The organism is Nocardia acidivorans NBRC 108247 (assembly GCF_001625085.1).
In the GTDB taxonomy this organism is placed as follows: domain Bacteria; phylum Actinomycetota; class Actinomycetes; order Mycobacteriales; family Mycobacteriaceae; genus Nocardia; species Nocardia acidivorans.
Map to the genome: position 1 here is coordinate 1 of NZ_BDAW01000108.1, position 24,372 is coordinate 24,372.

Below are 24,372 nucleotides of genomic sequence, written 5' to 3' on the forward strand. Positions count from 1 at the left end.
CCCGAATAATCGGCCACAGGCGCTCTTCGAAAAGTAGGCCACCCATCCACCATCGGAAGGGTGATCTCAGTGCAAGATTGGGCGCAGATCAGGTATCTCCACACGAGCGAGGGCCTGTCGAGGCGGGCGATCGCGGCCCGGCTCGGCCTCTCGCGAGACACGGTCGCGAGAGCGATCGCCTCGAAATCGCCACCGAAGTACGAACGGGTGGCCGGGCCCTCGGCGTTCGACGAGTTCGAACCGCACGTGCGGGCGCTGCTGGCGGAGTTTGCGTCGATGCCGGCGTCGGTGATCGCCGAGCGCCTGGGCTGGTCGGGGTCGCCGTCGTGGTTCCGCAAGAAGGTCGCCGAGCTGCGGCCCGAGTACGCGCCGAAAGATCCGGCCGATCGGCTCGAGTATCGCCCTGGCGATCAAGCGCAGTGCGATCTGTGGTTCCCGCCGACCCGAATACCGTTGGGCGCCGGGCAGATCGGGACTCCACCGGTGCTGGTGATGGTGGCGTCGTTCTCGCGGTTCATCACCGCGATGATGATCCCGACCCGCACCACCTCGGATCTACTGGCCGGAATGTGGGCGTTGATCTCCGGGCAACTCGGTTGCGTTCCACGAAGACTGTTGTGGGACAACGAGTCCGGAATCGGCAAGGGCGGACATTTAGCGACCGGGGTGAATGCGTTCACCGGGATCCTGGGCACCCGGATCGTTCAGTGCAAACCGTTCGACCCCGAATCGAAAGGCATCGTCGAACGTGTCAACGGCTATCTGGAAACTTCGTTCCTGCCCGGCCGAGACTTCAGCTCGCCGGCGGATTTCAATAGCCAACTGGCTCAATGGATTCCGATGGCGAATACGCGGCAGGTCCGGCGCATCGCTGCCGCACCGGTCGAGCTGATCGGCACCGACCGCGCCTGCATGACAGCGTTGCCGCCGATCGCTCCGACGGTCGGGTTCGCCCATCAAGCTCGGCTCCCGCGCGACTACTACCTGCGTGTTCTGGGTAACGACTACTCGATCGACCCGACCGTGATCGGCCGGATGATCGATATCCGTGCCGATCTGGACACCGTCACCGCCCGCTGCGACGGACAACTGGTCGGCTCGCACGTCAGGGCCTGGTCGAAACGGCGAACCATCACCGACCCCATCCACGTCGATATTGCCGCACGACTCAGAGAAGCATTCGGGCACAAAGCATCTCACCCAGAAACGGGTGACGGATTTCTGCGTGATCTCGCCGACTACGACGCCGCCTTCGGTATCGATTTCGACGACAGCGGGGTCGCGTGATGCCCGCACCGACCGAGACCGCCAAGCAGATCGAGTACTACGCCAACGCCTTGAAAGCACCCCGAATCCGTGGCTGCGCCGCCCGCCTCGCCGAGCAAGCCCGTGATGCCGGTTGGACCCATGAGGAATATCTCGCTGCGGTCTTGTCTCGGGAGGTGTCTTCTCGCGAGTCCTCCGGAGCCGAAATCCGGATCCGCGCAGCGGGATTCACCGCCCGCAAAGCGATCGAGGAGTTCAACTTCGACCACCAACCCGCCCTCAAACGCGACACCATCGCTCATCTGGGCACCGCCCAATTCATCGCCAAAGCCCAGAATGTGGTGCTGCTCGGCCCGCCCGGCACCGGCAAAACCCACCTCGCGATCGGACTCGGCATCGCCGCCGCGCACCACGGGCACCGCGTGTTGTTCGCGACCGCGGTCGAATGGGTCACCCGCCTACAAACCGCCCACCAGCAGGGCCGATTGGCCGCGGAGTTGGTCAAGTTGCGGCGCTACGGTCTGTTGATCGTCGATGAGGTCGGCTACATCCCGTTCGAGCAGGACGCGGCGAACCTGTTCTTCCAATTGGTCTCCAGCCGTTACGAACACGCCTCGCTGATCTTGACCTCAAACCTGCCGTTCTCGCGCTGGGGAGACGTGTTCAGCGACCACGTCGTCGCGGCCGCGATGATCGACCGGATCGTCCATCACGCCGACGTGTTGACCTTGAAAGGCAACAGCTACCGACTCCGCAACACCGAAATCGACACACTCCCGTCCATGCGAACCGACAACACGGCAGACTAGACAACCATCAAGTGGCCGATTTTCGAGGAGCGCCACCGGCCGGAATTCGAAGAGCGTCGACAGCGGATACAGCTCTCTGAGCCTGCTCAGGTTTCCATCGCTGATGGCGCCCTGGACAGACTTGCCCTTCCGGAATTCCTTGACTACCACGGCAAACAGCATCGACACGGGCACAGCGGTACACCTACCCAGACGAGCCGGACGCCGTCGGCAAGAAGACCCGCCATAGCTGCCGCAACGGCACCCATCTCAAAGGCTGGCGGCCAAAGAGACGCCGTACCAGATTCAGTGCGGCGACCAGCACCCAGGTGATGCCCAGAATTAGCGTAAGCGGCAGATACAGTGCGGCTTCCATCATGAAGGGTCTCGCCTTGTACAGGCTCACTCCCGCAGCTTGCCCGTACACGACCATACCGCCCAATGCGACCAGCGTCATTGCCAGCAGCGCCCACATACCAACAGTAATCAGGTAGTAAGGCCAGTGGCTGCGCACTCGAACAACCCCGAGAGCTGTCAGCCCTCCAAAGGCAATCAAGAAGAACGTAATCGCCGCTCGGGCCCGTCGACGCGCCGGCTCGAGTTCGATCAAGTCTCTTTCACGTTTCCCAATGTGGGCCGCGAGCATGGCTCGTTCCGGGAGATCCTCAGGCATCGCGTTGTACCGTTCCAGATCCCGCTTGAGATCCTCACGATCATCGCGACGCGAGACCCGATACACCAGCAGCGGACCTAATGCGGTGGCCAGTGGTCCGGCCAAAGCCGCCACCAATGAAATGCTCGTCTGCTTGTCCATCGCCCCCACTCGACTATCACTACCGAATCGACACCGCGGCTCCCGTTCAGCCTCGCTGGACACAGCGAGGCTAACGGAAAACTGTTCCTACGCAACCGATTCACGGTCGCGCTTTACCCGAAGCGCAACAGGATCTCAAACAAGACCCTCAGCTCATTCCTTCCGAGCTGCGGAACTCCTGCACCCTCACCACAGCGTTTGCTGGGACGAATAGTCGGGCCTCTGTATCGGCTTTCTGGCCGCGAATCTTCTTCTGCGCTGCCGCGGTTTAACCAGCGTCACCTCCACGGGGGAGAATGGCAATACGTCCTTGGAGCCGGTGGGCTGCACTCTCAGGCACTCGTCCTCGGCTGGATCGCCGATCGCGATCACCCTTCCCGACCGGCCTGCTTCCATACCAACGGCTGCGCTGGTGAACCACACCACCCGTGGTCGGCCTTTCGCCAAGTCCAAGGCGATCTGCTGAATTTCACTGTCGGACAAGCGTTGAGGATCACCAACAGCTGACATGGCGTGCCTCCGAGGCAAAGTCGGCGTGCATTTACCGACGAGTATGCCGTAGAGCACCGACAGTGGTGCCCGGCGATGAGTTTGTATGTCCGCCATTTGTCCTCGCGGCTTCAGAGAACGCTCTTGGTCCCTGGTCTTCTGGGATCATGCGGCGACGCGGTGATCGGCGATGAGTTTGGCCATCACGACTTGGTTGGCCTCCCAGCCGTCGGGGAACTTCGCGGGCACCGACAGGTGGACCGGGTCGGTCGAGGGATGGCTGTCGAGGAGGTCTGTGATTCCTTCGCGGGCGACGAGGATACAGGCCTGCCGATGGCGGGACGTGAGCACGCACAGTCGCCCGGCCTCAAGATGGAACGAGGTGGCGTCGCGGCGGCCGGACAAGGGGTGTACCACGATCACGACCTCGAACTCGCGGCCCTGCAACCGATTCGCGGTGTTGACCACTACCCGTGCCGCGTCCGGGTTGCCTGTGCGGGAGAGTGCGGCCCGGACCAGGTCGGCCTGGTCGCGGTGTGCGACGCCGATGGCGATGTCGGTGGCGTCCAGCAGGCGGCCGTCGCGGTGCCGCTCGCAGGTGGCGACGGCACCACGGTCGAGCAGTCGTCCGGCCAAGTTCGCGGCAGTCTGGATGGTTTGAGCGTCGGTGCGGGGAACGTGGCGGCGGGGCAGTTCGTGCAACGCCCATCCGGTGGTGAGGGCCATGGCAAGGGTTTCGTCGAGATCGGCGTTGCCGAAGGCTGCGGTGCGGAACTCCAAGGAACGTGTGCCGCTGTCGGTTCCGGCGGTAAAGCCGCCGGTGAATGGGTAGAACGCCTCGGCGATGGTGGGGGCGGCAGTGGGTGGCAGGCGCCAGGACACAGGCAGTCGGTGCTCGGGGGTATCCGGGTTGTGCTGCAGCATCACGGTGACGCCGTTCTGGGTCGGGTCGTGGGGCAGTCCGATCCAGCGTTCGGTTCCCACGATGGTGAACGGGTCCAGCTGTCCGGGATCGCCTACGAACAGGCCCCGATCGAATCGTTCCGCAATCTGAAGCAGTGCGTCCGAGCGCATTTGGTAGGACTCGTCCAGGATCGCCCACCCGAAGCTGCCGTCGCGGACAGTAGCCCATTTGGCCGCGGTGCCGACGATGATCTGGCACGCGTTCAGGTCGGCGACACCGGTGGCGACGGTCGAATTCGCCCGCACAGCTTGTGGCGCGGTGTAGGTGCTGGCGCTGAGTCGGCCGATCGCGACGTCGGGGTGTTGTGCGGCCAGGCGGGTGATGAGGTCGTCGACCTGGTTGTTGGTCTGGGCCACGATGATTGGCCGCTCGTCGCCCTCGACGAGGTGCCCGGCAACTCGGACCACCAGCGTGCTCTTGCCGGCGCCGGGTGGGGAGTCCACGACCACGGCTTTGTGGTCGCGCGTCGCGAGGTCGGCCAGGATCGCCGTGGTAGTTTGCTCGGCCGCCACGGCAGCATCGATGCCGTTGTCGTCAGTTGTCATCGCCCCACTCCTCTGCGGTGGCCTCGCTGGGTATCGAACTGTCGGGGTCCGGCCTCTCGTCGGTGCTGCTGTGTGTCCAAACCGTCTGGTCTTGTTCGGGGAACACCGGTGCCGGCCGCCAGCCTGGGTCGGGTAAGTACGCAATCACTTGGCCGAGTTCGGGGACTGTTCCGGGTTTTGGGATCAGTGCGCGGCCCATACCGCCGTTGATTTCGACCGTGACCAGGCTCGCTTCGCCGTCGGGTTCGGTGCGGGTGATCATCGCCTTGTGCCCCGCGGGCATGGATGGGCTGATCAGGCGGGTGTCGTCGGCCAGCCGGGTGGGGTCGAGCGTGCGAATGGTGATGAGGGGACGCGGCACTCGCTTGTTCTTGTCGGTGGTGACAACTCGGTCGGGTTCGGCGTCCACGACGACTCCGGCGAATGCTTCTCCGTTGCTGCGTCGGTCGGCCAGGACGTAGGGATCGTCGAAGGCCATGTCGGCTTCGAGGTTTTCCAGGGCACGTTCGAGTCTGCTCAGTCGTTTCGCCGCGCCGATTGCGCTGTCGCGGGTGCGTTGGGGCAGGGCGGATCCGGAGTCCTGGTAGTCGGAGTAGCCGGTGAAGGACGTGCAGTCGTTTTCGAAGCGCTTGGCCACTCGCGGTGCCTCGGGGACACCGCGCAGCAGGGAGATGGCGGTCCACATCAGCCGCCAGGTCGGCTTGATCTGCTCGTTGATCAGTTCCCGCAGCTCGGCCTGCGCCGCCGCAACCGCATCGTGGTTGCCCGCTGCTCGTGCAGTGTCGGATTGCTTGAGGGCGTGGGCGAGGTAGATGTTGTCGAAGTCCGGTGAGGTCGCCGGACCGGCGGGTGGGCACACGCTGGGGTTCTCGGCGTCGAGCAGGGCTTGTTCGACGGTGAGGCCGTCGGGGGGTGCGATCCAGGCCATCAGCGCGGCGAGGTTCTGGTCTTCGAGTGTGCTCTGTCCGGTCGCCCAGTGTTCGCTGAGCATGTCGGTGACGGGCATCAGCATCGAGGTCCCGGCCTCCTCGGCCGTGTTGGTCAGGAAGGTCAGCCACATCCCCAATTCGGGTACACCGGCGGGTACCGGGTAATCGCCTGTGGTGCTGCGGAATCGGCAGGCGCGACCCAGATCGGCCAGGAATTTGATGCCACCGGGGTTGGGGACCAGGATCTGCGGGGCATCGGTGTACCGGGAACGCGATTCCTTACCGCGAGAACTGATCTCCCGACGATCCACGCGGCAGGAATCGATGTAGTCCAGCACGATCCGGCCCAGGTCGGCGGCGAAGGCGAACCGTTGCACCCGGTCTCGCGGCTGGCCGACGACCAGCAGCGTCGGCGATCTCTTGGACACTCCGACGATCGCCGCCAAGGGCGACCCGGCTTCGCCAGCCATGGCCAGTGGCACTACCACAAGGGGCCGGGCCGAGAGGTGCCGATGGCGGAACTTGGTCAGCGGCATCGCCGACATGGCCTCCATTGCTTCCAGGCGCGCCAGCGCCGACACTCTCGTCATCGCATACTCCCTGCTGAAGGACCGCCAGCCGATCCGACAAGCTCGGCGCGCAGTCGAGCCGCGTGCCGCAGTGCCAGCGCCATCTCGGTTTGGTCGTCGTCCGGTGTCAATTGACCGCGCGCTAGACCCAGTGCCATTGTCGCGGTGTCGATCCCGCCGAGATGCTCGCGTACCGCAGGTCCGAGAACATCCAGTGATGCGCAGGCCCGCGCGCGCGAGCGACAGAAGAACGCCATCTCGCAATGGTTCAGGCAATCCGGGCGGTAGGTGGCGGGCACCTGGTCCAGCGCCGCGGCCAGCTCGTGGGCGGGGCGTTGCGGTTTTCCGGTGTCGTCAGCGGCGAGGTCGAAAGTTAGGTCGGGGGGCAGCAATTCGATCAGGTCGCCGATGCGTTCGATGCGCGCTAGCTGCCGGGCCAGATTGCGGACCTGCTTGCGCGCGTCGACGAACGCGCCGGTGGGACGGTTCGTGAAGTTCTTCGGCGATACCAAAACGACTGTGTCGGATACGTATTTGGGTTCGATACCGGCATCGGCGAGCATCGCTCGCAACGCGATGATGTAGGCACACGCCTGGGTCGTGGCCGACCGTACCAGCGCCGGATCAGCCTGCCCGTCGATGATCGGGAAGCTCTTGATCTCCACGACGTGGAAGCAGTCGCGGATGCGGAACGCAACCAGGTCCGGTTCGAGATACACCGGGTGCCCGCCAACAACGAGCTTCAGCATCGGGTGGTCGTAGAGGGTGCTGTCGCCCGCGCCGCGTGCCGCGGCCACCAGCAGCTGCTTGGTCCGGGCGTGGCGAGCCGCGGGACTGCCGTCGCCACCGACGTCCTCAAGGCCTCGGTATCCGGCCTCGCTCGGTGTGAGTTCCAGGGTTTCCCGCAGAACGCGCAGCAGTTCCGCGCAACCGTCGGCCTTGACCATTTTCTCGAAGGTGTTGCCGCGGGTGATGGCGAAGATGGATTGGCCGAATTGGCTCGGGTATCCGGCGTGGGCGGCGATGGCGGCCTTGTCGGAGCCGGAAGCGTCCAGGACGGCTCGGAGGGCGCAGCGCGGGTTGTTCTCCAATGCGGCCAGGGATCTGGCGTTGTAGGTCAGACGCGGCGCGGACCCGCGCAGCGCGTCCAGCCGTTCGTCGGGGACTACCTTCACGGAAGTTGGTTCCTTGAGGTGATGGGTGGGGATTCGGATGGGGGCGATGGCGTCAGGCGTCGGCCTGTGCACGCCTGATCTGCTGCAGCGACGCACCGAACAACTGCTGGTCGGCGGTGAGCTGCTTGCGGGCCCGGCGTGCGGATCCGGTGCGTGTCGCGAGATCGGAGGCGGCGTGCACCTCCAGCTCGGCCTGGGCCGCGGCGATGACCAGGTGGGGGTCCTGTCGACTGCCCTGCAGTGCCGGGTCCGTGGGCATCGCGCCGGGTATGTTGGCGGCGAATCGCCAGAGTAGGCGTAGTGCCGCCGGCGTGGGTCCGGCGTCGGTGGCCTGGGCGGCCTGTACCGCCTCGGCGATATGGATCGCGCCGGTGAGGAAATCCACGCGTGGAGACAGTGGACCGATGATCCTCTGTTCCAGGGGCCAAGTGCTGATCGTGATCAGCGCCCGCGCGGGCGAGAGCAGGTCGTGTGTTAGCGCCGGGCACAGATAGAAGGGGCGGGTGCCGGGGGCGGCGCGATAGGAGCGTTCCTCGTCGCGGCGCAGGCTTGAGAGTTTGGCGGTGGACAGATCGCCGGGGAAGAACGCCTCGTGCACGCTGACGATCAGCTTCGGTGCCGCGGGTGTGTGCAGGAGCATCAGCGCCCGGTGGACGTGCTCGCGCGCGGGCAGCATCATCGCATGGGGCACAGGCGTTTCCGGCCGTTCGATCGCCGCCTGTTCCACGGGGGGCTCGTCGGTTTCGAGGAGGGCATCCCAGGCGCGTTCGGCGCGACGAAGCTGGGCGCGCAGCTCGGCGACCCGTTCGGCATCACCGGCCGCGGCTGCGTCGCGGATTGCGCGGCGCAACTCGGTGATGCTCTTCTCCAACACATCCATCGGGTTGCTCATGAGCCGACCGTACCAGAGTTCCAGAAATTCTCCAGACATATTCCCGAGATTGCGGTATGGTCGGTGTCGCTCGACTCCACCAGACCGCGGCGGCGACCCACAGTCTCGCCCGCCACTTCCTTCGGAGAATCCCGTGATTGGACGCGTGTTCCACACATCCGACTGGCATCTCGGCCGTCAGATCAACCGTCATCGGCGCGACACCGAATTCGACGCTGTACTGGACGAAATCATCGACATCGCTGAGGATTTCACCCCCGACCTGATCGTGCACAGCGGCGATCTTTTCGACGGCCCCCGCCCAAGTTTGGACGACATGCGGCGTGCGGCACATGCGCTGCGCCGTCTCGGGCAGATCGCACCGGTCGTCGTCGTCGCTGGCAACCATGACACCCGATACGTCCTGATGTTCCTGGAGTACATCCTCAACGACATGGGTAACCGCCGCGGCGCCGACGCACGAGTGCGTTTCGCGACCGACGCTCGCCCCGAAGGACTCCTGATCGCCGAATACCCCGCTGCCGCAGGAGATCTGACCGTCCGTATCGGCGCTCTGCCGTACCTGCACCCCAATCGGTTCACCTATGATTTCGCAGATCCCGCGACGGCGACAAGTTCCTACGCCAAGCAGATGCGCGCGGTGCAAGCCGATGTCCATCACCGACTGGCTGCCGGACGCGGCCCGCGCGACATCCTGGTGTTCGCCGCGCACCTGTTCGTCGAGGGGGCCACGCCATCCTATTCGGAGCGGTCGATCTCCCTCGAGACCGACTACGCAGTCGCCGCCGCTGGACTGCCCCCGGTTGACTACGGCGCACTTGGACACATTCATAAGCCCCAGCGCCTCGACAACATCGGCTTCCCCGCCCACTACGCCGGAAGCCCCTTACAGATGGATTTCGGCGAGACCCACGACACCAAGAGTGTCGTGCTGGCCGAGATCGCTCCTGGACACGATCCCCGCATCGAGGTCGTGCCACTGACTGCCGGTCGCCGCCTCGTCAAGCTCGTCGGAACATTGCAGGAGATCACGCAGCGCGCCGGACGCATCGGCGACGCCTGGGTGAAGGCCGTGGTCGACGTCGCCGAACCCACCCCGTCACTGCCGGAAACCCTTGCGGCCCTGCTGCCCGGGGCGACGATCATCGATATAGAGGAGCACCGCCCGGGCGCGGTGAGCCGCGTGCTGGACCGCACGACCTCGACCGACGAACTGCCCAGCGTCGAGTACCTGCTGCACGACTACCTGGCTGACCACAAAGTGACCGGACGCACGCTCGATCGCGTCATGGCTACCCTCGCTCACCTGCAGGCCGAACCGGATCCCACCGACCCGACACCCTGCTGCGAGGAAACGCTACTGACCGCCGCCATCGCGGGGCACGGCCTCGACGAGGTCGATCGCGCCGGCCTGCTGATCAACGCCGAGACCATCGGATCGGAGACACAGCGATGAAACCGATTACGCTGTCGCTGACCGGATTCCGCAGCTACCCCAAACCGGTCACCATCGACTTCACCGGTAAAGGTCTGGCCGCCGCGCTCGGCGACACCGGCGCCGGCAAGAGCAGCCTGCTCGACGCCATCACCTTCGCGCTGTTCCGCAAGAGCGCCTGGGACGCCAGCGAACCGCGCCAACTCATCGCCGACAACGCCGATGCCATGAGCGTCGAACTCGTATTCCTGCACGACGGGCACCGCTGGCAGGTGCACCGAACCATCCACGCCACCAACAGCAATGGTGGACGGAATCATCTGATCAACCTGGATACCGGTGAGGAGCTCGATGGCGTCGGCCCCATCGGCACGCGCCTGAAAGCCGTGCTGCAGATGGGTTATGACACCTTCCTGCGCGTCGGGCTACTGCCCCAAGGCAAATTCGACAAGCTGCTCGTCGCCCCGACCAAGGAGCGTACGACCCGGCTTCGTGAACTGTTCGGCACCGATTCCCTGGCCGACGTCCGCCAGATCGCCGTCGACCACTCCACGCGGCTCACCGGGCTGATCGGACAGGCTGAAATCAAACGCCAAGCGATGCATGGTGACCCGGCTCGAACCGCCGCCGATGCCGGCACTGCGGCCGACGCCGCCGAAGCGAGCGCCGCCCGCCTGAGCACCGCGCTCGACGCCATCACGAAACTGCGCGACGAGATCTCCTCGGCGCGCTCCCGCGCGGATTCGGCAACCGCCGCGGCCGATAGGCTCGCCGAGCGGACAGTGCGGGAAGCGACGGAGTCCCTCGACGCCCTCGAACCAGTCGCCGCTCGCCTCGCCACACAACGAGCGGACCTGAAACTACGTGCTACGACGGCCGCGACAATGGAGAAGAACCTGGCCGCGCAACTCGCGGCCATCGAGGCCGGTGGTGAAAGCCAGGACACTCTCAACAAGGCCGCCGCGATTCTCGACAACCTCGCGACACGCACGGCGGAGCACCGCGGCGAACGCCAGCGGATCGCCGACCGCACCGCACAGCTCGAGGCCGACGCCGAACAGATCACAGCCGCCCATACCGAGCTGGCTCATCGTGCCGTGCAGGCGCAGCCTCTCATCGACGCCACGCGTGCCGCCGAGAGCCTGGCCGCCGATCTCCGCGCACACGCCTCCGCTACCCGCACCCGCGTGACCGCCGCAATGACGGCCGCACGCCGCATCGCCGAAACCACTCGCGCCCACCGCACCGCCGTCGACGCGCACACCGTCCACATTCAGACGGTCGCCGACCTCGAGCGGAAGAACGACTCCGCCGCCGAGGATGTCGCGACCGTCGAGGCGAAACTGGACGCGCTGAAACTACGCGACCAGGCCGCTGCGATCGCCGCCGATCTGAGCCCCGGAGACGACTGCCCGGTTTGTCACCAACACCTGCCCGCCACCTTCGAACCAGCATCCGAGGCAACCGCCGCCGAAACACGTGGCGTGAAAACGGCGCTGCGCCAAGCGAAGACCGTACACGAGAAAGCCGCGGCCGAACTCGCCCAAGCCCGAGCCTCGGTCACGCTATCCGAAACCTCCGTGCCCGAACACGCGGACACCGTTCGAACGGCACACCTGGAGGCAGAGAAGGTCAGCAACGCGGTACAACAGGATTTCGCGAAGCTCGCCACCTTGGCCACGCGGGTAGGCGGATCCTTCGACACCGAAGTCGCCTGGGCAGCACTGACCGCCGCCATGACCGCCTCGACCGAACACGCCGATGAGCCCGGTGTCGAACGCGAAGCGATCACCAGCCCATTGCTGTCGGCGATAACCACCTGCGAACAAGCCGCTGCCGACTACGTCGGACGACGGCACGCCGAAGCCCTCGGCCATACCGCCAGGATCGATACCGATCGCCAGACGCTGGGCGCACGCGAGGACAACAACCAGAAGGAGATGCGAGCCACCCGGGACGCGTCGCGGCGACTGGCAAAAGCCGTGGCCGTCACCGAAACCCAGGTCTGCGCTCTACCCGACAGGATCCGGGCGCTACTGCCCGACGAGGTGATCGAGATCGGGCCCGACGATGTGACCACGGCGGCTGCGGCAGTCGCCGACCGGCTCTCGGAGATTCGAAGAATTTCCGAAGCCCGAGAGGACGCGCGAGCGGAGAACACTGCGGTCCTCACCGCCCGGAATGCTCTCGACCGCGAGACGCACACGCAGTTGCAGACACCGCTGACCAAGCTGCGCGAAGCTCTCGAAGGATGGGCGCACGCCGCCGAAAACGCCATCGCCTACCTCGACGCTGGCATGCGCCACCGCGTACCCGAACCGCCCAGGCGGTCGGGAATCACCGAGATCCGGGAATTCGCAGCCGAGTTGGCGAAGGTCACCTCCGCTCTCGACACCGAGCTCACCGACGCTCATCTCGCCCACAAGTTCAACGCGGATACCGCAGTCGCCTGTCTCACCGAACAGGCGTCCGCGCTCGCTGATGTCGACGGTTTCGACGATCGCGCCGACCTGATGGCACCGAATGCGTTGCACCCGTTGGTGGAGGCGAAAACGAAGGCGGACAAAGAGGCCGAGCACTGGTGCCGCGAACAGCGCACAGCGCAACAGCAAGTGCGGCCCGCCGCCGATCTCGACTTCGCCATCACCGCCGGACGCGCCCGCCTCGAAGCACTGGAGGTGCTGCGCCGCGAACTCGTCGAGGCCAGATTCCTCGGCCACCTCACCGCCCGGAACACCCGTGTGCTCCTGGGGATCGCTAGCGAACTGCTGGGCCAGTTGACCGACGAGACACTGGGCTTCGCCGACAATTTCGAAATCGTCAGCCGCGGCTCCGGCGTCGTCCACAGCGCAAACCGGCTCTCCGGCGGCGAGAAGTTCCTCGCCTCGCTCGCGCTCGCGCTGGCACTGGCCGAACTGCACTCCTACAGCGGTCCGCGCCTCGGCTCACTATTCCTCGACGAAGGATTCGCGACCCTGGACCGGGCCGCGCTGGAGGCGGCACTGGATGTGCTACGCGCCAGGGCCGGCAGCGACCGCCTCGTCATGGTGATCAGCCACCTGCACGCTGTCGCCGAAGCCGTCGACGACGTCTTGTGGGTCGAACGTGAGCCCACCGGGTCGACAGCACGCTGGTTGACGGCGACCGAACGCGACGAGCTCATCCACGCCGACCTCGCCAGCGGTCTGCAGGATCTGGCGTAACGATGGCGGCGAGTCGAGCGCTTGACACCGTATTGGTAACTGCCGGTGTTGAATTGGGGCGGGGAGGAACCCGGATGACTGAAAAAGGTGGCCGCGGTCGCGGCGAACTGAGCGAATCGCCGGAGTGGTGGCGCAATGTGGTTCCTGGCGACTGGGCGGCGTTCGCGATACCCGAGGAGCCGTATCGCGAGCGCTACTCGGCACTGTTGGCAGCCCTGGAGGAACTGAGCACTCGCGGACCCAGATCGACCCTCGCCGAGATCACAGAGCGGCTGCGGGCCGTCGGTTTTCACGATCCGATCTCCGAGGCCGATCTCAGAGCATTGCTGGACCAGCTCGCCAAATGGGCTCTGGCCGAGCCATTCCGAGATTTTGCGGCTCCTGTTCGCAATTACCACGGCGTCCTCGGGAGGCAGGAGGCGTGGGCGCTGACCCGTAGAGGACGTGCTGTCGTCGCGGCGGTACGAAATGCGGTCTCCTCAGCGGACCGGGCGTTGCAGTTGCCAAGCCGACTCCTCGACAGCGTCGAGCAAACCTTGCGAACACTGTTAGAGCACGTCCAGAATCCGGCTTCGCATGGTCTCCTCGATGCAGACCTGAGCGATGTCGGAACGCGAATCGCCGAGTTGCAAAGGGTGACAGCCGATTTCTACGATGCGCTCGGTCAGTTGGTGCAGTCCGATGTCACCAAGGACGAGGTCTTCGACGGCAACCGAGACCGGGTCGTCGAGGCGCTGAGGCAGTTCGCGCGAGAATACGACCGCGGCTTGGTGAGAGTCGACGCGGCGCTCACCGAACTACGGCTGGCCGGTCACCAGCATGTCGTGCAGTGCGCAGTCGCGTATGCGGGACTGCTTGAGCCGCACACACAGCAACGTTGGGTCACCGATCGGGTGTCGCTGTTGTCGGCGTTGGAAGCCTGGTTCGTGCCGGAGGGCAGCGTGCCCAGGCTCATCGAGTCGGCTTACGGTGCGGTGAACACGCTGCTCAATGCGGTCGATCGCCGCTACAACGCGCGGCTACGCGGGTCGGACCTGTCGGTCGATTTCCGGACCATCGCTCAATCGCTACATCAGCAGATCGATGACGAGAGCGCTCGGCAGGTATACGCGGCCGCGTTCGGCGACTGGCCCGCGTGGCATGTCGTGGCGGGCCCGGCGCAGGAGAACGTCGACCATGCCACGACGGCGGCAGCCGGCCAGGTGCCGTTCACGGTGGAGTTGACGCTGCGTGAGCATGAGCGGCACGGTTCCGTCAGTGGCCGACCGAGGAAGGTCGCCGACGCCACGGCAGAGCGTAAGCGAGCGCTCATGCAGGCGCGGGCCCAAGCCCGGCACCGACGCGACTGCGCGGCGGCGTTGCTGACCCCGGGCGAGGTCGGACTCGACCACTTCGCGGGGCTCGACGGGGAGACCGCCGCTGTGTTGTTCGACGCGCTGCAACTGGCGCTGGACATGATCGATCCCGCCACCGGAATCGGACAAGTCGAAGCCTACGAAGCAGGCGTACTCATCGGCGTCCGGATCGTCGACCGTCATGAGCGAGTGGTAGTGCCACTGGACGAAGGCGAGCTGAGCGGGCCCCACCTTCGGGTGACCGTAGTGTCCGCAGAGGCGGAGCTTCCTCCGGCAGTGCAGGCCGACTCGACATCGACCGCGAATGCAGGTGTCGCATGAGACAGGACGCGCTGCTCGATCCCGACCTCGCCGAGCCAGCGCGCCGACTGATCGCTCAGGCCCGATTGCTGGCTGAACGGGAACCCGAGCTGTATCGGGCCGCGGTTCGTGGACGGGGCGAGCTGACGAGGTTCTTCGCCGCCGAACTCGGGTGGACTCTGGACGTCTACGAACCGGCCGACATGGTCCGGTTACACAAACGCAGGCACGACGTGCCCGGCGAGCGTGGGCCGCGACTGCGCCGATCGGGCCGGGATCAGACCGTGGCGCCCCGCCTCGTGTTGATCGTGGCAGCCCTGGTCTGCGAACAGCTGTGGCGCCGACCGCGGATGACGTTGAACGACCTGTTGCAGGCGGTGGCGCAGGTGTGCGCGGCCGACAGCGAGCAGGGTCTGCTACCGCAGTTCGCCGTGGTGCCGGGCGATGGCGTGTCCAAACGGGAAGCGCACGCCAATCGGCATAGCCTGGTCGACGCCCTTCGGCTGCTCGAGGCCGATGGAACGGTCACCGTCGAAGGAGATTTGGATCAGACCGCCGCGGACGGCACTGGTGACGGAGTCGTCGCGGCGTCGAGGGACCGGCTGGCGGCGAAGTTCTCCTCGCTCTCGCCCTCGTTGCTCAAACTGTCGCAGCTACCGCCGCATCAGCACGCCATGGCCCTGAGCGCTGACACCGCTGACGTCGACTCCGAGTCTCCGTCGATAGACCCCTCCCTTCCGACACCGGACAGTCGGGGTGGACGCGACGACACGACCCGCAGACGTCAGCAGGCGATCCGGCGACTGGTCGACGACCCGGGAGCAGACCCGCGCTGCGACGATTACCTGCAAACCTCGCCCGGCCGCAATCGCGCACTCAACGTGCTGCACGCGCTCGGGTTGGTGGGTGTTGTCCGGCGCGACTGGTGGCAAGTCGCCGATCCCTCCGGGCTCGGCAGCGCGCTGGACTTTCCCGCCGGGCGGCGCAATGAACGGCAGGCCGCTCTGGCATTGCTCGAGCACCTTTCGCGGCGTCCGCTGACCGATGACGGGTACGAGCGACCCATTGAGATCGGCGAGGCGGTGCGTCTGTTCGAGCAAGTGCGGGCTCGGATACCACGATGGGCAGCGGCATATGCCCAGCTGTCCCTGCTGGCGGAGGCCGCTGCGGGCGAGCTGGCCGATGCGGGATTCCTGATTCGAGTCGCACCGATCGACGGCACGGTCGAGGGTGACAACGACAGCGAAAGCCGTTGGCTGCCCACCCCCGCGGTGCGGATGTGGCGAATCAAGCTCAACGCCCATGCCCCGGACTCGAGCGAGGAGCCGACCGGCAAGACCGGCGACCCGGCCCCGCTGCTGCTATTCGATAATTCCGAAGGAGCGCACTGAATGTCCACGGATATGTTTCGCGCCGAAACCGCCACGGACTCAACCGTTTACGGCATTCCCGGGGTCACCGGCCGCTGGCAGCCCACCCGTGCCGGGGTGCTCAACAGCTGGAAGTGGACCGACGAGGAGTTCCAGTTCGCCGACGGCTGGCTCGCGTTCATCGGTCGCAATGGCTCGGGCAAATCCTTGACCGCCTCCCAGCTGGTTACCGTCCTGCTCGATGGCGACACCTCGCAAACCGCACTCAGTGTCTCCGGCCGTGCGGCGGGGACCCTGATGAGTCGGCACACCGACAATCGCGACAAGGACGACAAGACGGGGGCGTGGTGGCTCGAATACGGCCGAACAGATCCCGTCACCGGCGCGACCGAGTATGTGACGACGGGCCTGTGGCTCCGATCGTCCGGACAATCGTTGCTGCGCGCGTTCTTCCTGGTCCCGGCCAGAGTCGGCGATGAACTCACCCTCCAGATCGACCGCAACGCGGTGTCCATCGACCGCCTCGCAAAGCAACTCGCCGACTGCGGTGGCGAACTCTTCACCGACGCACAGCGTCTCAGGCCGAAAGCGGCCGCGCACCTGAGTTCGATCAGTGCCGAGTCGGGATACCGCACGGCGGTTCGCACGCGACTGTTCACACCGCTCGACGAACTCCAATACGACGCGCTGCTCAGCGTCCTCCGCACGTTACGCAGCGTCCGGACCGCGGAGAAGATCTCCGCACGCGAGATGCTCGATGTGCTCACGAGCGCCTTGCCCGCACTCGACCAGGGAAAGATGCGCGAAATCGCCACGGCAATGCAACGAATCGCCACCCTGGAGAGTCAACTGGCCGACACTACGGAACAAACGAAGAAGCTAGCCACAACCGACCGGGTGTACGAGCTATACCGGAGGGCGGTCGCGTTGACCGTCGCCGCGGCATTACGGTCGGCGAACACCGATTTCGACAACCTCACCCGTTCCGAGCGAACCGCAAAAAAGGAACTCGGTGACGCCCTATCGATCATCGAGCAACAACAAGAGGCCTTGAAGCAGGCCAAATTCGAGGTTTCCCGGCTCGAAGGTGAGGTTCGTGCCGCCGAGACGGCCTTGCGTGACCACGCCGGCGCCGAACTCCCCCACCTCGAACAGCGCGCAAAGGACCTGGACACCTCGGCGGCGTCCGCCGAGGAGCGAGCAGAGCAAGGACGAATCGACGCGGTCGCCGCGAGTACGACTGCGGCGCAGGCCGATCGGGACGCCATCGCAGCGCAACAGAGTCTGACAAAGGCGGTGCAGGAATTGTCCCGGACCGGCGGCGCAATCGCTGCTGAGAGCGTTTTGACAAGACTCGTATCGACCGCCGAGGAGCTGGCCCGTCCTGACCAACTCGATCCGGATGCCGTGGCATCGAGCGACATTTCGGTCGACGAAATCGCCACCACCCCTTTGGAATGGGTTCGTATGCGTCGAGGCCAGGTCGAGGAGGTCAGCGGCGCGCTCGGCGCGCTGGGTGCGGCGAATCGGACTGCGACCGACGCCGCCGACGAGCACCGCGCCGCGCAGGATGAGGCCGATCGACGCGACGCCGCGCTGTCCGAATGCGTCATGGCGCGCAGCACGATCGAGCAGCAACTCGACACCGCGATCACCACATGGCAGCAAACCACCGAATTCTTTCCACCGGTACCCGACGCTTTGCTCGACCCTGACCCGATCGAGGGCCGGGTCGATCCGGCGCGGCTCACGGCGTGGCTCGACCAGCAGGCTGGTGCAATTCGGGATCGGCTCGACGTCACCGGTCACCGCGTTCGCAAAACCGCTGCCGATGAAGCCGCGAACCGAGCCGCAGCATTCGCCTCGGACCAGAGGAGGGCTGCCGACAAAGCTGCCGACGCTGTCGTCGAGGTGAAGACTCGTTACGACGAGCACTGCCAGCAGAACCTCATCGCCGACGAAGCCGAGGCCCGCACCGAACGCCAGGCCCAGCTGGAACACGACCGTCTGGTCGACGCCGCCCGAGAGCACCGGCACATGGCGATCGTCGAGCAACTCGACCGTACAGAGGACGCATTGCGAGCGCTCGTCGACTGGTCAGACGGTGTCCGGAATTGGCGATCCGGCCTGCAGCACCTGGGTGGTGAATGGACGATCAGGTCGCAACTGCCCACTACCGATCCGCGAGAGATGCTCACCGAGCTGAGCGCAGTCAGAACCCAGGCAAGCGAGGATCGGCTCGATCGCACCACGCCCCCGGTAGCTGTCGCCAATCGATCGCTGTCGGTGCTCGCAGACTACGACGACGGACCCCTACACGCGGCGGTGGCCGAGGCGGCCCAAACTGCGATCGCCCGATTGAACCGTCGGCTCGCCGAAGCCGATCACGACGTGGACCAGCGCCGAGAACGCGTCGACGAGACGAGCGCGGAGCTCCTCGACGCCAGACGAGCGCCGCTCCCCCCGACGGCCCCGAACTGGCGGACCCGTGCGGACGGCAGTCCGCTGTGGTCGCTGATCAACTTCCACGACGGCATTCCCGCTAACCTCCGAAACCGTTGCGAAGGTGCACTTCTGGTTTCCGGGATCCTGGACGCCGTCGTCACCGCAGACGGCCGGGCACGGGTCGGCGACACCGTTCTGACAGGCATCCCACCCGTTCACGGACCCAACCTCGCCGATCTGCTCACGGTCGAACCCGACAGCCCAATCGACCCGGCAGTGACAGTGTCGGTACTACGCAGCATCTCCTTCGTCGATTCTGCGGAAGGCACCACTGTTCAGTCCGGCGTGCTGACCGCCGCCGCACCGACCAACTACACCTGTCGCTACATCGGGACGACGGCTCGAGAACTAGCTCGTGCGGAACGGATCGCCGATCTCGAAAGCCGGCTCGAAGTATTCACCGCCGAACTCGAATCCGCCCTACGCGAACGGCAGCGATGCCAGGACGCGATAGCCGAGGCGAATGCCGAGCAGGAATCGTTACCTTCGTCAGCACCCTGGAAGGCCGCCCGCTCGAACGCGCGCACGGCGCAGGGCGCCACGCACACCGCTGATCACGAAGCCGCCGAACGTCATTCACGTGCAGATGCCGATTTGCGTTCCGTCCGCGACACTTTGGCCGCGGCGCGACGCGCCCGGACCGACTCCCTCGCCGCCGTTGGCAACGAAGTCGACACCGCGCGCGCACTGGCACAGCAAGCCGAAGACTCGGCGGCCCACGCAGCCGAGAAGGCCGAGGAAGTAACCGAATTCGCGGTCCTGACCGCAGCACGGCTCGAGAATGCGGTAGCGGGACAAAACCGCACCGACGACGATCAGCGCAGGTTCCCATCGCTGGAAGCCCTGTTCGACGCCCTTGCCGAAGAGGACGACGCCACCCAGCAGTTGACAAACGCTCGAACCCAGGTCGTCACCACCGGAGAACGGCTTCGTAGAGCACAAGCCAAGTCCAGGCAGTCGCTGCTGGCTTTGAACCGGGCGGTGGACCTAGGCGAGGGCCGGATGCTGCCGACGGACCGCGCCGCGTTGAAGAACTTCTCGAGCTCGCTCACGCAGCTTTTCGAGCAGGTGCACACCTGGCAGCGCTGCATCGACCGAGCGCTGAACCTGTGTGCCCGAGCACGCGCATCGACCGCCGCGTCGCTCGAGCTGCACAAACGCGCCGACCGGCAATCAGAGGAAGCGACCAATGCGCGAGCGGAGGCGCTGTCCGAGGCCGCAACCGTCGCCCAGATGCGCGAACTTCACGGTGCCGAGTACGAGCAGCTGCGCCACGCACTTACAGAGTCGACGACAGCTTATGAGAACGCGCAAACGCATGTCGAAGAAGTCCGCGACGAGATCCATCGAGCCGAAGTGGCGGAGGCAGGTGCGCGCAGCACCCTCGAAAACATTGCGCCGCAACGTGAACAGGCCGAACTGGGGCGCGAACTATGCCTGCAGCAGATGAATCGGCTCGTCGACGAGCGCATCGCGACCGTCGACGACGACATTCCCGTCGACGCGGCCGGGCGACCGACCAATCTCACCGCGGCCCTGGCGTGGGGCACGAGCATGCTGGCGGCCGAGCCGCGCGCCTACCCCCGTGACGAACTCGCCAAGCTGCTCGAGAATCGGCGCGTCCGATTGGAGGCCGAAGCCAAGAAGACCAGCACCGAGCTGGTCCGATTCGACCGGCAGGTGACGCTGCAAACCATCCAGGGAACCGATTGGCGCAGGGCGGTCGTCGCTGCCCCGGACGCCTTGATCGGCGAAGACCTGCACGAGACGGTCATGACGCTGCAGCAGACCGCCGAGCAGCTGCAGCGCGACCTGCGAGACGACGTGAAGAACACGCTCAAGACGAGTATGTTCACGGCGCTGCGCCGAGAGATCGCCACCCGTCGGGCCGCCGCGCAAGAACTAGTCCGGCATATCCGCGCCACGCTCGCCGGCGTGCGCACCGGTGTCGCTCGAGTAGGTGTCGAAGTCGACTGGAAAGTCAAGTCCGATCCCGACGCTCAGAAGATGATCGAGCTGGTCAGCGCTTTGCCGTCGGATGAAACTTTCCAGCAGATGTACGACGTGCTGCGCCAGCGGCTCGAAGACGCGACCGGAGACACCTGGGAGGCCCGCGTCGCGCACACCTTCGACTACCGCGTCTGGCACGAGTGGGACATCAAGGTCACCCATGCCTCGTTCGGCGACGGTGCGACCGAGGTATTCCGACCGCTCACGGCCCGCACGAACCCGCTCGCCTCGTTCAGCACCGGTGAAATGCGGTTGGCGACAATGCTTCCGTTGTTGGCGGCCGCCTGGTCGATGTACGGAACACCGGACTATCAAGGCCCGCGGCTGTTGTTCGTCGACGAGATGAACGCCGCATTCGACCCGCAGAACGTCCGAAAATTGCTGGCGCTGCTTCGGAAATGGAACTTCGATGTTCTCTCGACCGCGCCGGAGATGAGCGCGATGCTCAAGGCCGAGGCTGAACGGGTCATGATCGCTCAGGTGACTCACTCGGGTGATGTGCGGGTCGTGATGCCCTGGCTCTGGACCGGTTCGGGTCAGCCGGTGCTGATTGCCGAAGGCATCGGGAACACGGCGGAGTTGTCGTGACGGAACCACAACTGCCACACACCGTCCGAGAGCTCGCGGATGACGCGGATCTGCTCCCGCTGTGGGAGGCGGTTCACGAACGACTTTGTGCAGGAACCAAACCAGCACGGATCGCGACGATCACCGTTTCCAACATGCCGGCCGGTGGTGTGGCTGTACTGAGGAACTGGCTCGACACAAGCACCCGTCGGCGACGTGGGAACTCGGCGGTCTCGACCGCGGGCAACCAAACGCAGGTGCCCTTGCGAGAACTACTCGACCTTTTTGGTCTGGATCCCGAGCACTTACCGGTGATTGCGACCCTGGCGGTAGGTCGGCCACTGGTCAACCGAGCGCTGGCCCGCGCAGCCAGCGCCACTGTGCGAGAACAGCTCTGGGCTCAGGTCGAATCCGACCTGGGGGCGGTTCCACGATTGGCTCGCCGGATCTGTGCCAGCGGAGTCGCCGAGTCGGACATCGAGGCGATCGCTCTGCAATGTCAACGGCTCAAGGCAGCTCTGATCACGATCGACATCCTACGAGGATCGGTGGCCGCACCGTTGACCTTGGCGAAGCTAGCGCACGACTGCGCAGGTGATCCCCACGCCTTCGACCTGGATACCCTCACCGGACGGCGCCTGGTGGAGGCAGTTGCGGAACTACTCGACGAGCCGGAACCCACCCGGCCCGACGCGGTGCGTGCTCTATTGGCCCGAGTCGGTATTCTTGCCGACCGCCTCTCTTCGTCCGTACTGGTGCTCAACCTTCAGGCCTCGGGAAACGGGATCGTGGACCAGCGCCTTCGGCTCGGCGGGGGGCCATTGCCGCTGACCCTGTACGACCTCACTGTCCACCCGCCGGACCTTGAGACAACTCCGCTGCTTGTGGTTGAAAATCCATCGGTCCTCGAAGCAGCCCTTGCAATCGGATTTACCGAGCCACTGGCCTGCACCAGCGGGCATCTACGAGCCGTGGATCATGCTTTTCTGCAACGAGCCCTCGACTGCGACGTGCCCTTGTCCTATTCAGGCGACCTCGACCGGGACGGACTGATCATCGCTGGTCAGATCCGAGATCTCTACGGAGCGCGAATCGTTGGGATGAACGAAGAGGTTGTCCGACAAGCCAGGTCCCAGCCGTCCACGGTGCCGCTGAGCGCTCTGCCGCCCACACTCCCGGCCGAACTGGCAGGAGCACTTATGGAAAGCGGCAGGGCGATCTTTCAAGAGAACAACGTTGTGTTGAAAACCCTATTCGCTTGACGGAGACGGTGTATCCAGGAGTCGACACAACAGCCAAATCGAGAGGGCTCATCCCTAGATGGACAGTCAGCCAGAGCCAACCGCAGACCAAGTCAAATCTGTTGCTACTGAGGTGAGCTATTGTCGCCCTGGACCAGTAGACTTGTGGCTCAACGGTTCAGTATCCCCGGAAACCGTGATCGGCTTCGACAATCCCGATCTGCTGGAAGCGATGGAGGACAACGGTCTCTTCGACGTCGAAATCGTCCCCGAAACTGGCAAACTGCTTGGGTCACCCGCCGTGGCTCTCATGCTGGTTGATAACCGTATCGGCCATCTCGATCCTGATGTTGCCGTAGACATGCATCCGATGATTGTGCGGGCGAACTCGATGGGCTTCGCGGTAAAGATGCGAGCAAGAATGCATCCAGCGGGTCCGGCGGGCAGGCACCTCGAACTGCGCGGAACTTGGCCGAGCCATCTGGACACGTGGTTGTCCCTGCCCGCGGAATTGCATCGCTCGGAATTCTTCGAAACCGAGTGGGCCAGAGCGCTGTGGGGCGCCGAGTTCCAGCCTCAACGACAAGGCGTCTTACAAGATGCGGACCAGCTGTACACCGAATGCCGCGTCGAACTGTGCAACGGCGAATCAGCATTCGACGTGTATGTGTCATCGACACATGTAGGAACCGTGAGCGCGGGCTACTCACAGGACTGCGAGAACGCCGTCAGACGCGTCGAATCCGGTCAGAACGGCGGATATGCGAGACTGCGTCGGCTGGACTCAGGACACATCGTTGTCGGCGTCAGCATCCCGGAGCCTGGCAGCACCCACATTGTGCAAATCAGTTCCGAGCCCTTCCTGTGGCCGGACGAACGCGACGCGGTCGAGCGGGCTCAGCGTGAGCGCGTCGCACGTGCGCGAGCCGCCGGCCTGGTCGACGGAAAGGACGTTCGCCATTGGTTCGAGGAAGTGAAATCACTCAAGCGCTCCGGCAGGCTCGAAGATGCAGCCCGACTCCTCACGCGGATGCTGGACGCCGAGGACGCAGCGGCCACGATCATCGAGACCCCACGAACTCAATGGATCACCGAGCAGGCCGCGATTGTCTTTCGTAAGTTGGGCAACTACCAGGCCGAAGTCGCTGTCCTCCGACGCTATTTGACCCACTACCCGCCAGATCGCGGACCTGAGAAGATCATCGCTCGGTTAGCAACAGCCCGAGCACTGCTCGCGAGTCCCCGAACAGCAAATCGGTCTTCGCGGTCGCAAGCGACCTGAAACTTGAGCTAATTCAGCGCCCAATTCTCGCAAGGTATTGACTGCGCAAACGCTCCGAACTCAGCGCCAGCGAACCATCAAGCCAAGCCCGATCGCCCCGAACTAGGGCATCCTCGCTGAGAGCCCTCGCAAGGGGCCGTACCGCAGTGCCAGCAGGATCGCTGTCATACGGGTACGCACCCCACACAGTCGCCTCGACGAACGTGGGGTAACACCAGAAAGCCTCCATGAGACGGTGAATCAACGGACGCAAATCCTCGCTCGGAAAGTCGGTCAGCGCATCGGAGAAGGCGTACACCGTTGTTCGGTAGACGGGCAGGCCCCAGGATTCGGCGGCAGTGTTGCGGGATGCTTGGAGTAATGGCTCGACCTGCCCAGACTGAGCGTGGTGGTAGCCGGAGACGATCCCGTGGTCGCCCATGCAAAATGTTTCCACGATGAAGGGAGCATCGTGGACTCGCCATTCGAGCCCTTGGCCGGTGGATGTGTTGTACATGTACGCGGCCACCTTGTTTGGATCAGTCCTGCCAGTCGGGCGCGGTTCGTGCCCCCACAGCAGGGCTTGGGGACGACTCCTGCCCGTTGGTTCGCAGACATCCACCAACGACCCGATCATGCGACCTGTCCACCCCGCGTCGACGAGTCCCGTCGCGGAGTCAGCGAGAAGATTCTG

General features: G+C 65.0%; 16 protein-coding genes. 9 read left to right on the plus strand and 7 right to left on the minus strand.

Going from position 1 to position 24,372, the window contains the following annotated elements; genetic code table 11:
* The first annotated feature begins 60 nt into the window (after positions 1–60).
* Entirely contained in the window at positions 61–1,287 is a 1,227-nt protein-coding gene (gene istA, locus NA10_RS33460) for an IS21 family transposase (RefSeq protein ID WP_067574722.1), read from the plus strand.
* Positions 1,287–2,075 (plus strand): IS21-like element helper ATPase IstB, encoded by a 789-nt coding sequence (istB, locus tag NA10_RS33465; RefSeq protein ID WP_067574723.1) that lies wholly within the window; start codon positions 1,287–1,289, stop codon positions 2,073–2,075. The genes istA and istB overlap by 1 nt, the downstream gene beginning before the upstream one ends.
* A gap of 184 nt (positions 2,076–2,259) precedes the next feature.
* Here istB and NA10_RS33470 read toward each other — a convergent pair whose 3' ends face one another.
* The 6 genes from NA10_RS33470 to NA10_RS33490 form a co-directional block, all read right to left on the minus strand.
* Positions 2,260–2,868, minus strand: a complete 609-nt coding sequence (locus tag NA10_RS33470) for a hypothetical protein (RefSeq protein ID WP_157556927.1) — start codon at positions 2,866–2,868, stop codon at positions 2,260–2,262.
* 186 nt (positions 2,869–3,054) lie between these two features.
* Positions 3,055–3,378 (minus strand): hypothetical protein, encoded by a 324-nt coding sequence (locus tag NA10_RS37355; RefSeq protein ID WP_157556928.1) that lies wholly within the window; start codon positions 3,376–3,378, stop codon positions 3,055–3,057.
* A gap of 144 nt (positions 3,379–3,522) precedes the next feature.
* Positions 3,523–4,866, minus strand: a complete 1,344-nt coding sequence (locus NA10_RS33475) for an AAA domain-containing protein (protein ID WP_067574725.1) — start codon at positions 4,864–4,866, stop codon at positions 3,523–3,525.
* The gene (locus NA10_RS33480; protein WP_067574726.1) at positions 4,856–6,385 is read right to left on the minus strand and encodes a hypothetical protein; all 1,530 of its coding nucleotides are present in this window, start codon (positions 6,383–6,385) and stop codon (positions 4,856–4,858) included. Before NA10_RS33480 ends, NA10_RS33475 begins: the two co-directional genes overlap by 11 nt.
* A complete protein-coding gene (locus NA10_RS33485; RefSeq protein ID WP_245678183.1) occupies positions 6,382–7,455 on the minus strand; it encodes a hypothetical protein in 1,074 nt (357 codons plus the stop codon). The genes NA10_RS33480 and NA10_RS33485 overlap by 4 nt, the downstream gene beginning before the upstream one ends.
* Positions 7,456–7,591: 136 nt before the next feature.
* Positions 7,592–8,431, minus strand: coding sequence for a hypothetical protein (locus NA10_RS33490; RefSeq protein WP_067574735.1), 840 nt, complete (start codon positions 8,429–8,431; stop codon positions 7,592–7,594).
* Between the two features lie 133 nt (positions 8,432–8,564).
* Here NA10_RS33490 and NA10_RS33495 point away from each other — a divergent pair, with 133 nt between their 5' ends.
* The 7 genes from NA10_RS33495 to NA10_RS33525 all read left to right on the plus strand — a co-directional run bounded on the left by NA10_RS33495 (position 8,565) and on the right by NA10_RS33525 (position 23,699).
* Positions 8,565–9,887 (plus strand): metallophosphoesterase family protein, encoded by a 1,323-nt coding sequence (locus tag NA10_RS33495; protein ID WP_067574728.1) that lies wholly within the window; start codon positions 8,565–8,567, stop codon positions 9,885–9,887.
* Complete coding sequence (locus tag NA10_RS33500; RefSeq protein ID WP_067574729.1) at positions 9,884–13,069, plus strand: AAA family ATPase; 3,186 nt, start codon at positions 9,884–9,886, stop codon at positions 13,067–13,069. The genes NA10_RS33495 and NA10_RS33500 overlap by 4 nt, the downstream gene beginning before the upstream one ends.
* Positions 13,070–13,143: 74 nt before the next feature.
* Positions 13,144–14,745 carry a DUF2397 family protein gene (locus NA10_RS33505; RefSeq protein WP_067574730.1) on the plus strand — a complete coding sequence of 534 codons (1,602 nt, stop codon included), beginning with the start codon at positions 13,144–13,146 and terminating at the stop codon, positions 14,743–14,745.
* Complete coding sequence (locus NA10_RS33510) at positions 14,742–16,115, plus strand: DUF2398 family protein (protein WP_067574731.1); 1,374 nt, start codon at positions 14,742–14,744, stop codon at positions 16,113–16,115. The genes NA10_RS33505 and NA10_RS33510 overlap by 4 nt, the downstream gene beginning before the upstream one ends.
* Positions 16,116–21,197 (plus strand): SbcC/MukB-like Walker B domain-containing protein, encoded by a 5,082-nt coding sequence (locus NA10_RS33515; RefSeq protein ID WP_067574732.1) that lies wholly within the window; start codon positions 16,116–16,118, stop codon positions 21,195–21,197.
* Positions 21,194–22,438 (plus strand): TIGR02679 domain-containing protein, encoded by a 1,245-nt coding sequence (locus NA10_RS33520; protein ID WP_218021633.1) that lies wholly within the window; start codon positions 21,194–21,196, stop codon positions 22,436–22,438. The genes NA10_RS33515 and NA10_RS33520 overlap by 4 nt, the downstream gene beginning before the upstream one ends.
* Positions 22,439–22,613: 175 nt before the next feature.
* Positions 22,614–23,699, plus strand: coding sequence for a hypothetical protein (locus NA10_RS33525; RefSeq protein ID WP_157556930.1), 1,086 nt, complete (start codon positions 22,614–22,616; stop codon positions 23,697–23,699).
* A 13-nt stretch (positions 23,700–23,712) separates the two neighbouring features.
* Here the strand turns inward: NA10_RS33525 and NA10_RS33530 are convergent.
* Positions 23,713–24,372, minus strand: a 660-nt coding sequence (locus tag NA10_RS33530; RefSeq protein WP_218021634.1) for a hypothetical protein, incomplete at its 5' end; no start/stop codon positions are given.

Bases quoted from the DNA above. Each gene is read 5' to 3' on its own strand.
- istB (WP_067574723.1), top strand. From the start codon at position 1,287: ATGCCCGCACCGACCGAGACCGCCAAGCAGATCGAGTACTACGCCAAC.
- NA10_RS33470 (WP_157556927.1), bottom strand. From the start codon at position 2,868: ATGGACAAGCAGACGAGCATTTCATTGGTGGCGGCTTTGGCCGGACCA.
- NA10_RS37355 (WP_157556928.1), bottom strand. From the start codon at position 3,378: ATGTCAGCTGTTGGTGATCCTCAACGCTTGTCCGACAGTGAAATTCAG.
- NA10_RS33475 (WP_067574725.1), bottom strand. From the start codon at position 4,866: ATGACAACTGACGACAACGGCATCGATGCTGCCGTGGCGGCCGAGCAA.
- NA10_RS33480 (WP_067574726.1), bottom strand. From the start codon at position 6,385: ATGACGAGAGTGTCGGCGCTGGCGCGCCTGGAAGCAATGGAGGCCATG.
- NA10_RS33490 (WP_067574735.1), bottom strand. From the start codon at position 8,431: ATGAGCAACCCGATGGATGTGTTGGAGAAGAGCATCACCGAGTTGCGC.
- NA10_RS33500 (WP_067574729.1), top strand. From the start codon at position 9,884: ATGAAACCGATTACGCTGTCGCTGACCGGATTCCGCAGCTACCCCAAA.
- NA10_RS33505 (WP_067574730.1), top strand. From the start codon at position 13,144: ATGACTGAAAAAGGTGGCCGCGGTCGCGGCGAACTGAGCGAATCGCCG.
- NA10_RS33510 (WP_067574731.1), top strand. From the start codon at position 14,742: ATGAGACAGGACGCGCTGCTCGATCCCGACCTCGCCGAGCCAGCGCGC.
- NA10_RS33515 (WP_067574732.1), top strand. From the start codon at position 16,116: ATGTCCACGGATATGTTTCGCGCCGAAACCGCCACGGACTCAACCGTT.